Source organism: Pseudomonas kribbensis (genome assembly GCF_003352185.1).
Classification (GTDB): Bacteria; Pseudomonadota; Gammaproteobacteria; order Pseudomonadales; family Pseudomonadaceae; genus Aquipseudomonas; species Aquipseudomonas kribbensis.
The window spans coordinates 5,894,129-5,906,424 of sequence record NZ_CP029608.1 but is presented as its reverse complement, the minus strand read 5'-3'; the positions used below and the strand labels follow the sequence as shown (position 1 = coordinate 5,906,424).

The window sequence follows — 12,296 nt, the reverse complement described above, 5'->3', positions numbered from 1 at the left end:
TTCATGTAGCTGATCCACCGCATTCGCGAGCAGGCTCGCTCCCACAGGGGTTCCGCGGGGGTCAGTTACTGGAGAGCTTGTCGCCCCGGGCGAATTTCCAGGTACGGATGATTTCCAGCCGGTCGATGTCCGACAGATCCCCGGTAAACGGTGCGAAAGGCGCGGCCAGCCGCACGATGCGCTGCGCCGCCTGATCCAGCAGTGGCTGGCCGGAAGATTCCAGCACCAGCACTTCATACAGCGAGCCGTCGCGGTTGATCGACACCATCAGACGCAAATTGCCGTAAATCTGTTGGCGCCGGGCTTCTTCGGGGTAATTGAGGTTGCCGATGCGCTCGACCTTCTTGCGCCATTCGTCCTTGTACCAGGCACCCTTGTCACGCATGGTCGAGGCCGCGCTGAGGCGGTGAATGCGCGGGCGCTTGGCGTACAGCTGTTGTTCGTTGGCCAGTTCGGCTTCGAGGCTGGCGATGTCGCTGGAGAGCTGCGAGCTGTCGAAAGTCGGCGCATCGACCGTCGGTTTGGTCTCGGTCTTGGCTTCTTCTTTCTTGGTCGGCGCCTTTTTCGGTTTCGGCGCGACGGTGGTTACCGCAGCCTTGGGCGCGGCTTCCTGCACTTCCGGTTTGGCGGCCGGTGGCGGGGTGACTTTCTTGACCTGATTGTCCTGGAACGGCGCGACCTCGGTGGTCTTGGGGATCGCCTTCTTGTCGAGGGTGCCGCTGCCTTCCTGGTTTTCCTGGGCGAGGAAATCGGCCTTCTTGGGCTTGGTTTCGCTCTTGAAGGTGGCGAGGGTGATTTCCAGGGTTTTGCTGATCTGCTTGGGCTCGACCATGGTGAAACCCACGCCGAGCAGCAGCGCCAGATGGATCAGCGCCGCGAGAAACAGGGTAAATCCGAGGCGATCGACCGGGCGCACGCCGCGGTGGGCGAGTTCAGCAGGCAGATCGGACGGAAGTGTCATGACAAGAAAACCAACATCGCGTTTTTCACAGGCCGCGCATGATAACGCAATGTTGGTTTCACGCCTTGGGCTTCAAGCATCAAGCGACAGGCTGCATGTGATGCACATCAAGCTTGCAGCTTTTTCTCGATGGCATCCATCAGCATCCCGCCGATGTCGGTGCCGAACGCGTTGTCGATCTCGCGGATGCAGGTCGGGCTGGTGACGTTGATTTCGGTCAGGTGCTCGCCGATCACATCCAGGCCGACGAACAGCAGGCCCTTCGCGCGCAATGTCGGGCCGACCTGAGCGGCGATCCAGCGATCCTTGTCGGTCAGCGGACGGGCTTCGCCTCGGCCGCCGGCGGCGAGGTTGCCACGGGTTTCGCCCTGGGCCGGAATCCGCGCCAGGCAGTAATCCACCGGCTCGCCGTCGATCATCAGGATGCGCTTGTCGCCGTCCTTGATTGCCGGCAGGTAGGCCTGGCCCATGATCTGCTGGGTACCGAGGGCGGTCAGTGTTTCCAGAATCACCGACAGGTTCGGATCGCCGACGCGGTGACGGAAAATCGAAGTACCGCCCATGCCGTCCAGCGGCTTGAGGATCACGTCGCCATGTTTGGCGGCGAACTCACGCAGCACGTCGGCGCGGCGGCTGACCACGGTTGGCGGCGTGCACTGGGGGAACAGCGTAGCGAACAGCTTCTCGTTGCAGTCGCGCAGGCTCTGCGGTTTGTTGACCACCAGCACGCCGGCGGTTTCGGCCTGTTCGAGCAGGTAGGTGGAGTAGACGAACTCCATGTCGAACGGCGGATCCTTGCGCATCAGGATCACGTTCAGGTCGCTCAGCAGGGAATCCTGTTCGGCGCCCAGTTCGAACCATTTTTCCGGGTTGGCGAAGACTTTCAGCGGCTTCATCCGTGCCCGGGCCTGACCTTCACCCTGATAAAGGTCCTTCTGTTCCATGTAGAACAGTTCCCAGCCGCGCTTCTGCGCCGCCAGCAGCATGGCCAGCGAGCTATCCTTTTTATAGGAAATGCTGGCGATTGGGTCCATGACTATCCCGACGCGAACACTCATTGGGTTTTCCTCGAAAATTGGCTACCGGATCGGTATGAAAAAAGTGCCGCCAGAGTGGCTCCGGGCGGGTTTTCGGTCAAGGAAAAACCCGTCGATAGATTGCGTCAGGAGACTGTGCTAAAAAGGCTGCCATATCGTGCTGGCCCTTAAGCATCAAGGGTTTCCGGCCATTACGCATCGCAAAACGGACAAATTGATTCGCAAAGGCGACGGTAGAGCCCCCTTATGGAACAGCAGTCCAGCGCCTTGAAGGTCATGGTGATCGACGACTCGAAAACGATTCGTCGCACCGCCGAGACCCTGTTGAAAAATGCAGGGTGCGAAGTCATCACGGCGATCGACGGTTTCGACGCCCTGGCGAAGATCGCCGACAACCACCCCGGGATCATTTTTGTCGACATCATGATGCCGCGTCTGGATGGTTATCAGACCTGCGCTTTAATCAAGAACAACAGTGCCTTCAAGGCGACGCCGGTGATCATGCTGTCGTCCCGCGACGGGCTGTTCGACAAGGCCAAGGGGCGGATTGTCGGTTCCGATCAATTTTTGACCAAACCTTTCAGCAAGGAAGAACTGCTCGACGCGATTGCGGCCCATGTTCCGGGCTTTGCCGCTGATTTGCCGCAGTAAGACACGCACAGTGACGCTCGGCCAGCGGGCCCGGTGTCGACAAGAAAAATGGGGAAGACCATGGCACGTATTCTGATCGTCGATGATTCGCCGACCGAAATGTACAAACTGACCGGCATGCTGGAAAAGCACGGCCACGAAGTATTGAAAGCCGAAAACGGCGCCGACGGCGTGGCCCTGGCCCGTCAGGAAAAACCCGACGCGGTGCTGATGGACATCGTCATGCCCGGCCTCAACGGTTTCCAGGCGACCCGCCAACTGACCAAGGACGCTGAAACCAGCCACATCCCGGTCATCATCATCACCACCAAGGATCAGGAAACCGACAAGGTCTGGGGCACTCGCCAGGGCGCCCGGGATTACCTGACCAAACCGGTCGACGAAGACACGCTGATCAAGACCCTGAACAACGTGCTGGCCGGTTGATCGCGCCGCCATGAGCGAGTCGCTGACCGCGTTCGAACTGTTGTGGCAGATCGACCAGCGCTGTCGCCTGCTGGCGGCGGACCTGCCGTCGCAACCGGCGCGCCAGGATCGCTGGAGCGGCATCGGCTTTCGCCTCGGCGAGCACTGGTATGTCGCGCCGATGGGCGAAGTCAGCGAGGTGCTGCCTGAACCGCGCTTCACCCAGATGCCGGGGGTGAAGCCCTGGGTCAAGGGCGTCGCCAATCTGCGCGGGCGGTTGTTGCCGATCATGGACCTGTGCGGATTCTTCGGCCATGAGCTGTCACCGATGCGCAAGCAGCGGCGGGTATTGGTAGTGGAACATCAGGACGTTTTTGCCGGTGTACTGGTCGATGAGGTTTTCGGCTTGCAGCACTTCGAGCAGGACAGCTTCGAACCCGTCTCGATCCGCAAGCGGCAAGGCTCCAAGGGCGAGTTCGTCAAAGGCTATTTCCGGCGCGAGCAGAACTGGCGGGTTTTCAGCCTGTTTGCGCTGGCGCAGTCACCGAGTTTCATGCACGTCGCGGTTTAACAGGCGAGGACCGATGATCAAAGCAAAAACCAGCAAGCCCGCAGAAGGCTCGCGCAGCCGCTCGCAGATCATCGTGCTGTTCATCGCGCTGATCGTGTTCATCATGCTGCTGTTCGCCAATTTCGCTTACCTCAACACCCAGGCCAACTACGACAAACAGTACATCGGCCACGCCGGCGAGCTGCGAGTGCTGTCGCAGCGGATCGCCAAGAACGCCACCGAAGCCGCCGCCGGCAAGGCCGCCGCGTTCAAGTTGCTCAGCGATGCGCGCAACGATTTCGCCCAGCGCTGGGGTTATCTGAAGAAGGGCGACCCGGCCACCGGCCTGCCGCCGGCACCGTCCACCGTACGCCCGGAAATGCGCGCCGTGCAGCTGGACTGGGAACGCCTGCTGAAAAACACCGACGCCATTCTGTCCAGCGAACAGACCGTGCTGTCCCTGCATCAGGTCGCCGCGACCCTCGCCGAAACCGTGCCGCAGCTGCAGATCGAATACGAAAAAGTCGTCGAGATCCTCTTGCAACGCGGCGCCCCGGCGGCGCAGGTGGCGATGGCCCAGCGGCAGTCGCTGCTGGCCGAGCGGATTCTCGGCGCGGTCAACACCGTGCTCTCCGGCGATGAAAACTCGCAACAGGCCGCCGATGCCTTCGGCCGTGACGCCACGCGCTTCGGTCAGGTGCTCAACGGCATGCTGCAAGGCAACCCGACGCTGAAGATCAGCCAGGTCGAGGACCGTGATGCCCGTGCGCGCCTGAGCGAAATTGCCGAGCTGTTCCAGTTTGTCTCCGGTTCGGTAGATGAAATCCTCGAAACCTCGCCGGAGCTGTTCAAGGTCCGCGAGTCCGCCACCAATATCTTCAGCCTGTCGCAGACCCTGCTCGACGAAGCCTCGCACCTGGCCACAGGTTTCGAGAACCTCGCCGGTGGGCGCAGTACCGACACCATCGGCGGTTACGTGCTGGGCCTGCTGGCACTGGCGTCGATCATCCTGATCGGCATGGTCATGGTCCGGGAAACCAACCGTCAGCTGCGCGAGACCGCCGAGAAGAACGAGCGCAACCAGAACGCGATCATGCGCCTGCTGGACGAGATCGAAGACCTCGCCGACGGTGACCTGACGGTGACCGCCTCGGTGACCGAAGACTTCACCGGGACCATCGCCGACTCGATCAACTATTCCGTCGACCAGTTGCGCGACCTGGTGGCGACCATCAACCTGACTGCCGGCCAGGTCGCCGCCGCGGTGCAGGAAACCCAGGCCACCGCCATGCACCTGGCGCAGGCCTCGGAGCATCAGGCCCAGCAGATTTCCGAAGCCTCGACGGCGATCAACGACATGGCCCAGTCCATCGACCAGGTGTCGGCCAACGCCGCCGAATCCTCGGCGGTGGCCGAGCGTTCGGTGGAAATCGCCAACAAGGGCAACGAGGTGGTGCACAACACCATCCACGGCATGGACAACATCCGCGAACAGATTCAGGACACCGCCAAACGCATCAAGCGCCTGGGCGAGTCGTCCCAGGAAATCGGCGACATCGTCAGCCTGATCGACGACATTGCCGACCAGACCAACATCCTTGCGCTCAACGCGGCGATTCAGGCGTCGATGGCCGGTGACGCCGGGCGCGGTTTTGCCGTGGTGGCCGACGAAGTGCAACGGCTGGCCGAACGTTCGTCCGCCGCGACCCGGCAGATCGAGACGCTGGTGCGTGCGATCCAGACCGACACCAACGAAGCCGTGATTTCCATGGAGCAGACCACCACCGAAGTGGTGCGCGGCGCGCGGCTGGCGCAGGATGCCGGTGTGGCCCTGGAAGAAATCGAAGGCGTGTCCAAGACCCTCGCGGCGCTGATCCAGAGCATTTCCAACGCGGCGCAGCAGCAGACATCTTCGGCCGGGCAGATTTCCCTGACGATGAACGTGATCCAGCAGATCACCTCGCAGACCTCGTCCGGTTCCACGGCCACCGCCGAAAGCATCGGCAACCTGACGAAAATGGCCAGCCAGTTGCGGCGTTCGGTGTCCGGGTTCACCTTGCCGGCGGCGGCAACGCCCGCCACGGGCAAGGCGTGAGGCCTGCGGGCGAGATCATGTCGAGCGGAGTGGTTATGGGCGACCGGCACGACTACGTGGCCCTCGAATGGGTCAAGGGCGAAATTGCCGAAACGCTGAGGCAGGCGCATCAGGCCATCGAAGCCGTGCTCGACGATCCGCAGTCCGTGCCCGGGCTGGACGAGTGCCTGGCGTGCATCCATCAGGTCCACGGCAGTTTGCAGATGGTCGAGTTCTACGGCGCGGCCTTGCTCGCCGAAGAGATGGAGCATCTGGTCGAAGCCCTGCAGAACGACCGCGTCAGCCACCGCGACGAAGCCTTGCACCTGTTGTTGCAGGCCTTCGGCCAACTGCCGACCTACCTCGACCGTGTGCAAAGTGCACGCCGTGACTTGCCGCTGGTGGTGCTGCCGCTGATCAACGATTTGCGCAGCGCCCGGGGCGAAAGCCTGTTGTCAGAGACCAGCCTGTTCAGCCCGCAATTGCCGGAGTTGCCGCCGCTGAGCCCGCAAGCGCTGGCCCTGCTGGAACCGACCGATTTACCCAATGTGCTGCGCAAGCTGCGGCAAATGTTGCAGATGGCGCTGGTGGGCTTGCTCCGCGAACAGGACGACCAGACGCACCTCGGTTACCTGAGCAAAGTCTTCACCCGCCTCGAAGCCTTGAGTGGCGATGCACCCTTGAGTCCGTTGTGGCAAGTCGCCTCGGCGCTGGTCGAGGGCATGCGCGAAGGGCGGATCGCCAACAGCCCGGCCCTGCGCAGCCTGTTCAAGGACGCCGACAAGGAACTCAAGCGCCTGCTCGAACAAGGCATGGCCGGCCTCAACCAGCCACCGCCGCCCGAGCTGTTCAAAAGCCTGCTGTTCTATATTGCCAAAGCCGAACATCCCACCGGGCAGATGCTGACCATGAAAGATCGCTACTCTCTGGACGACGCGTTGCCCGACAGCGCGATGGTCGACGAAGAACGCGCACGCCTGGCCGGCCCCGACCGCGATGCGATGCGCTCGGTGCTCGCGGCGCTGTGCGAAGAACTGGTGCGGGTCAAGGAACGCCTCGACCTGTTCGTGCGCAGCGACCGCCAGCACACCTCGGATCTGGACAGCCTGCTGGCGCCGCTGCGGCAGATCGCCGACACCCTGGCGGTGCTCGGTTTCGGCCAGCCGCGCAAGGTCATCATCGATCAACTGGCGGTGGTGCTCAGCCTGGCTCAGGGCCAGCGCGAACCGAACGACGCCACGCTGATGGATGTCGCCGGCGCCTTGCTCTACGTCGAAGCGACCCTGGCCGGGATGGTCGGCACGGTGGAACCGGAGAGCCCGGAAGACTCGCGTCTGCCCACCACCGACCTGACGCAGATCCACCAGATCGTGATCAAGGAAGCACGTATCTGCCTGCAACAGGCCAAGGACATGATCGTCGACTACATCGACGCCGACTGGGATCGCCAGCAACTGCAACCGTTGCCGGCGCTGCTGACTCAGGTGCGCGGTGCGCTGGCGATGATTCCGCTGACCCGTGCGGCGAGTTTGCTGGAAGCCTGCAACGGCTTCATCCGCGAGCATCTGCTGCTCGATCCCCACGAGCCGGGCTGGCAGCAACTGGACAACCTCGCGGATGTCATCACCAGTCTCGAGTATTACCTCGAACGCCTGACCGATGACCCGCAGGCACCGAGCGAGCAGCTGCTGGATGTCGCGCAGAAGAGCCTGGCCCGTCTCGGCTACTTTCCTGACGAGCCGCCCAGCGAACAGCGTGTACCCGTGCTCGAGGATGTGCTCAGTCCCAGCGAAGCGCTGGTGATGCAGGACCTGCAGGAACTCGATGACCCGCAAATCGCCCAGTCGCTGGCCGATGTGCTGGCCAGCCCGGTGTCGGCAGTCAACCCGCCGGCACTGACTACGCCCGGCAGCCTTCTGCCGCCGCCCCCCGATGAAGAGCCGGTGGACGATGAGTTGCGTGAAGTGTTCCTCGAAGAGACCGAGGAAGTGCTCGATGTGCTGCGCGACTACCTGCCGCGCTGGACCGCCGATCCGCAGGACCGTGCAGCTCTCAGTGAGCTGCGCCGGGCCTTTCACACCCTGAAAGGCAGTGGACGCATGGTCCGTGCGCTGGTACTCGGCGAGCTGGCCTGGGCGGTGGAAAACCTGCTCAACCGTGTGCTGGAACACAGCGTTGAACCGGCGCCGGCGGTGCAGCAATTGCTGGCCGATACGCTGCTGTTGCTGCCGGACCTGATCGCCGAATTCGCCATCAATGGTCAGCGTCAGCGCCAGGATGTCGATCACCTCGCGGCCCGGGCCCATGCATTGGCCAAGGGCGACACGCCGCTGCCGGCCGAAGACGTGGAAGATGTCGCAGCGCTCGATCCGCTGTTGCTGGAGATCTTCCGCAACGAAGCCGAAACCCACCTCGCCAGCCTCAACCGCTTTCTTGATCAGGCCGCCGAACACGTGCCGTTGCAGGCCAGCGATGAATTGCAGCGTGCGCTGCACACCCTCAAGGGCAGTGCGTCGATGGCCGGCGTATTGCCGATCGCCGAACTGGCAGCGCCGCTGGACAAACTGGCCCGGGAGTTCAAGGCCCATCAACTGGCCCTGGACCTGGATGAAGTGGAGTTGCTGTTGGAAGCCGAGGGCCTGTTTCGCGTTGGCCTGCGCCAGCTCAAGCACGATCCGCTGGCGCCGATTGTCGGTGCGCAGTCGCTGATCAAGCGTACCGAAACCCTGCTGAGCGAACGCCTCGAATCCATCCTCAATGCACCGAGCAGTGCCCTGCGGGTCAAGCGCGATCCGCAACTGATCAACAACTTCCTGGCTCAGGGCATGGACATCCTGCTCGACGCCGAAAACCTTTTGCAGCGCTGGCAGCAGCATCCCGGCGAGCGCCAGGAGCTAAGTGCGCTGCTGGATGAACTGACGACCCTCGGCGAGGCCGCGCACCTGGCGGACCTGCTGCCGGTGGATGTGTTGTGCGAAGCCTTGCTGGATTTGTATGGCGCGGTGGAAGAAAGCAGCCTGGCGGTCAGCGAGCGGTTTTTCCATGAGGCGCAGCAGGCCCACGAAGCGCTGATCAACATGCTCGACGAACTGGCCGCCGGCCAGGAGATCACCCCGCAACCGCAGCGCATCCGTGCGCTGCACGAACTGCTCGACGAAGGCCTCGACCCTTCAGCCATGGGCCTGATTCGCAGCGACGGCAGTCGGACCCTGAGTATTTCCGAGCTGGGCAGCGCCACTGCCGAGCTGCAAAAAAGCACCGGGATCGGCGCGGATGACGAGATCGTCGAGATCTTCCTCGAAGAAGCGGTGGACATTCTCGACAGCGCCGGGCAAGCCTTGCAGCGCTGGTTGAACGACCCGGAAAACGGCGCGCCGCTGTCGTCGCTGCAACGGGATCTGCACACCCTCAAGGGCGGTGCGCGGATGGCCGAGGTCGAGGCGGTCGGCGACCTGGCCCAGGAGCTGGAAAACCTTTACGAAGGACTGGTGGATCGCCGCTACAACCACAGCGACGCCCTGGGCCGACTGTTGCAGCAAAGCCATGAGCGACTGGCGTTGTTCCTCGATCAACTGCATGAGCATCAGCCGCTGAAGCCGGCGCAGGAGTTGATCGACGCGATCCGCCAGTTCCGTCAGGGCCAGTCAGGCGGTCCCGAGACGCCGCCGGAGGCCGCCAGCCATGACGGCGCCGGACACGACCCGGAGCTGCTGGAAATCTTCCTCGAAGAAGGTTTCGACATCATCGAAAACTCCGGCGCCGCGCTGCTGCGCTGGCAGGCCGAACCCGGCAACCGCCAGGAAGTGGAAACCCTGCTGCGCGATCTGCACACCCTCAAGGGCGGCGCGCGGATGGTGGAAATCGGTCCCATCGGCGACCTCGCCCATGAGCTCGAATACCTGTACGAAAGCCTGTCCTCCGGCACCCTGCAAAGCAGCGCCGAACTGTTTGCCCTGTTGCAGCGCGGCCATGACCGGTTGGCGCAGATGCTCGATGCGGTGCGCGCCGGCCAGCCATGCCCGCCGGCGGATCGACTGATCGGTGCGATCCAGAATTTCAGCCACCCGGTGGCGGTGGAAACGCCTGCGCCGATACTGCCGGTGCCCTTGAAGACCGAACCCGCCGCGCCCGCTGCCGAGGCCGGCGCGGACATGGTCAAGGTTTCCGCCGAACTGCTGGATGAACTGGTCAACCTTGCCGGCGAAACCTCGATTTTCCGTGGGCGTATCGAGCAACAGGTCAGCGATGCGCAGACCGCGCTGAACGAAATGGAAACCACCATCGAGCGTATGCGCGACCAGTTGCGCCGGCTCGACACCGAAACCCAGGGGCGGATCCTCAGCCGTCAGCAAGTGGACGCCGAACGCCTGGGCTACGAAGAATTCGATCCGCTGGAAATGGATCGCCATTCGCAGTTGCAGCAGTTGTCCCGGGCCCTGTTCGAATCCGCTTCCGACCTGCTCGACCTCAAGGAAACCCTCGACCGGCGCACCCACGACGCCGAGAACCTGCTGCAACAGCAAGGCCGGATCAACACCGAATTGCAGGAAGGCCTGATGCGCACGCGCATGGTGCCGTTCGAGCGCATGTTGCCGCGACTCAAACGCATCGTCCGGCAGGTCGCCGAAGAGCTGAACAAGGACGTGGCGTTCACCGTCGGCAACGCTGAAGGCGAGATGGACCGCAACGTCCTCGAACGCATGGCGGCGCCGCTGGAGCACATGCTGCGCAACGCCGTCGACCATGGTCTGGAACCCGCCGAGGTGCGACTGGCAGCGGGCAAACCGGCTCAGGGTCAGATCAGCCTCGACCTGTCCCGTGAGGGCAGCGACATCGTGTTCGACATCCGCGATGACGGCGCCGGCGTGCCGCTGGACGCGGTGCGGCGCAAGGCGATCAAGCGCGGCCTGCTGGCACCGAACGCGGAAATCAGCGACCGCGAAGTGTTGCAGTTCATCCTGCAACCGGGCTTCTCCACCGCCGAGAAAATCACCCAGATTTCCGGGCGCGGCGTGGGCATGGACGTGGTCCACGAAGAAGTGCGGCAACTGGGCGGCACCATGAGCATCGATTCGGTGCCGGGGCAGGGTGTGCATTTCCGCATTCGCCTGCCGTTCACCGTATCGGTCAACCGGGCGCTGATGGTGCAGTGCGGCGAGGATCAATACGCGATTCCGCTGAACACCATCGACGGCATCGTTCGTGTATTGCCGAATGAACTGGACGGGCATTTCCGTCACGATCCGCCGCGCTACGAGTATGGCGGCCAGCGTTATGAACTGTGCTATCTGGGCGAGCTGCTGAAAACCGCGCCACGGCCGAAACTGCTCGGCCAGAGCCTGCCGCTGCCGGTGCTGCTGGTGCAATGCAACGACCGGCACATCGCGGTGCAGGTCGACGCCATGGCCGGCACCCGCGAGATTGTGGTCAAGAGCCTCGGCCCGCAGTTCGCGGCGGTGCAGGGCGTGTCCGGGGCAACGATTCTCGGCGATGGCCGGGTGGTGCTGATCCTCGATCTGCTGGCGCCGATCCGTGCGATGCAGGCGCGGTTGCCGCAGCGTCCGGCCAGTCACGAGATCGACAGCGAACCGCAGAAGCCGTTGCTGGTGCTGGTGGTCGATGACTCGGTCACCGTGCGCAAGGTCACCAGCCGCCTGCTCGAACGCCACGGCATGAACGTACTGACCGCCAAGGACGGGGTCGACGCCATGCTGCTGCTGGAAGAACACATGCCCGACCTGATGCTGCTCGACATTGAAATGCCGCGCATGGATGGCTTCGAAGTGGCGACCCAGGTGCGCCATGACGAACGCCTGCAACACCTGCCGATCATCATGATCACTTCGCGCACCGGGCAGAAGCACCGCGACCGCGCCATGGCCATCGGCGTCAACGACTACCTCGGCAAGCCGTACCAGGAATCGGTGCTTCTCGAAAGCATTGCCCTGTGGAGCAAAAAACATGCATGAGCGGCGTCATAACCAGCGCAGCAGTCAGCTCACCGGGCTGTTGCTGCCGCTGGCTGATCGAAACCTGATCCTGCCCAACGTCGCCGTCGCCGAGCTGATCGACTACCAGTCCAGTGCCTTCGACCTTGATACGCCGCCGTGGTATCTGGGCCGGGTGACCTGGCGCGAGCGGCAGATTCCGCTGCTGAGTTTCGAGTCGGCGTGCGGCAACAAGATCGTCATCGGCGAACGGGCCCGAATCGTCATCCTCAACGCCCTCGGCGGATTGCCGACGCTGCGTTTCATTGCCTTGCTGGTGCAGGGGATTCCGCGCTCGTACAAGCTCGACAGCCAGTTGAGTTATGTCGACGTGCCGCTGTGTGCGCTGGAGCAGGCGGCGGTGCAGGTGGGGGAACAGGTGGCGAAGGTGCCGGATTTGTTGGCACTGGAGAAGTTGTTGGTGGACGCGGGACTAGTTCATTGATCCAGAGTCTGCAGTGTTCGGTTTGGCCTCATCGCGAGCAGGCTCGCTCCCACATTTGAAATGCGTTCCCCTTGTGGGAGCGAGCCTGCTCGCGATAGCGATTCCAACCATTACGCTCACCGTAACGATTCACCGCTGCGCTTGATTGATGCCCCTCGAACACACTCCTAAGGTAGCTCCACGACA

The 12,296-nt window shown here is 62.9% G+C and carries 8 protein-coding genes; 6 read left to right on the top strand and 2 right to left on the bottom strand.

Annotated features, from left to right (window positions below; genetic code table 11):
* Positions 1-61: 61 nt before the first annotated feature.
* Complete coding sequence (locus DLD99_RS27045; RefSeq protein ID WP_114886083.1) at positions 62-961, bottom strand: energy transducer TonB; 900 nt, start codon at positions 959-961, stop codon at positions 62-64.
* A gap of 107 nt (positions 962-1,068) precedes the next feature.
* A complete protein-coding gene (gene gshB / locus DLD99_RS27040; RefSeq protein ID WP_114886081.1) occupies positions 1,069-2,019 on the bottom strand; it encodes a glutathione synthase in 951 nt (316 codons plus the stop codon).
* A 225-nt stretch (positions 2,020-2,244) separates the two neighbouring features.
* Here gshB and pilG point away from each other — a divergent pair, with 225 nt between their 5' ends.
* The 6 genes from pilG to DLD99_RS27010 are packed head-to-tail and all read left to right on the top strand — an operon-like array spanning position 2,245 to position 12,110.
* Positions 2,245-2,649, top strand: coding sequence for a twitching motility response regulator PilG (gene pilG, locus DLD99_RS27035; RefSeq protein WP_085709083.1), 405 nt, complete (start codon positions 2,245-2,247; stop codon positions 2,647-2,649).
* Positions 2,650-2,709: 60 nt separating this feature from the next.
* Positions 2,710-3,075: a twitching motility response regulator PilH gene (gene pilH / locus DLD99_RS27030; protein WP_011336365.1), complete on the top strand. Its 366-nt coding sequence runs from the start codon at positions 2,710-2,712 to the stop codon at positions 3,073-3,075.
* Positions 3,076-3,085: 10 nt separating this feature from the next.
* Complete coding sequence (locus DLD99_RS27025) at positions 3,086-3,625, top strand: chemotaxis protein CheW (RefSeq protein WP_085709084.1); 540 nt, start codon at positions 3,086-3,088, stop codon at positions 3,623-3,625.
* A 13-nt stretch (positions 3,626-3,638) separates the two neighbouring features.
* On the top strand, positions 3,639-5,699 hold the full coding sequence (locus DLD99_RS27020; RefSeq protein ID WP_085709085.1) for a methyl-accepting chemotaxis protein: 2,061 nt from the start codon (positions 3,639-3,641) through the stop codon (positions 5,697-5,699).
* Positions 5,700-5,734: 35 nt separating this feature from the next.
* Positions 5,735-11,647, top strand: coding sequence for an Hpt domain-containing protein (locus DLD99_RS27015; protein ID WP_114886079.1), 5,913 nt, complete (start codon positions 5,735-5,737; stop codon positions 11,645-11,647).
* Positions 11,640-12,110 (top strand): chemotaxis protein CheW, encoded by a 471-nt coding sequence (locus DLD99_RS27010; protein ID WP_085709087.1) that lies wholly within the window; start codon positions 11,640-11,642, stop codon positions 12,108-12,110. Before DLD99_RS27015 ends, DLD99_RS27010 begins: the two co-directional genes overlap by 8 nt.
* The last annotated feature ends 186 nt before the right edge of the window (positions 12,111-12,296 follow it).

Excerpts from the sequence above, each read along its gene's own strand:
- DLD99_RS27010 (WP_085709087.1), top strand. The coding sequence starts at position 11,640 with ATGCATGAGCGGCGTCATAACCAGCGCAGCAGTCAGCTCACCGGGCTG.
- pilH (WP_011336365.1), top strand. The coding sequence starts at position 2,710 with ATGGCACGTATTCTGATCGTCGATGATTCGCCGACCGAAATGTACAAA.
- DLD99_RS27025 (WP_085709084.1), top strand. The coding sequence starts at position 3,086 with ATGAGCGAGTCGCTGACCGCGTTCGAACTGTTGTGGCAGATCGACCAG.
- DLD99_RS27020 (WP_085709085.1), top strand. The coding sequence starts at position 3,639 with ATGATCAAAGCAAAAACCAGCAAGCCCGCAGAAGGCTCGCGCAGCCGC.
- pilG (WP_085709083.1), top strand. The coding sequence starts at position 2,245 with ATGGAACAGCAGTCCAGCGCCTTGAAGGTCATGGTGATCGACGACTCG.
- gshB (WP_114886081.1), bottom strand. The coding sequence starts at position 2,019 with ATGAGTGTTCGCGTCGGGATAGTCATGGACCCAATCGCCAGCATTTCC.
- DLD99_RS27015 (WP_114886079.1), top strand. The coding sequence starts at position 5,735 with ATGGGCGACCGGCACGACTACGTGGCCCTCGAATGGGTCAAGGGCGAA.
- DLD99_RS27045 (WP_114886083.1), bottom strand. The coding sequence starts at position 961 with ATGACACTTCCGTCCGATCTGCCTGCTGAACTCGCCCACCGCGGCGTG.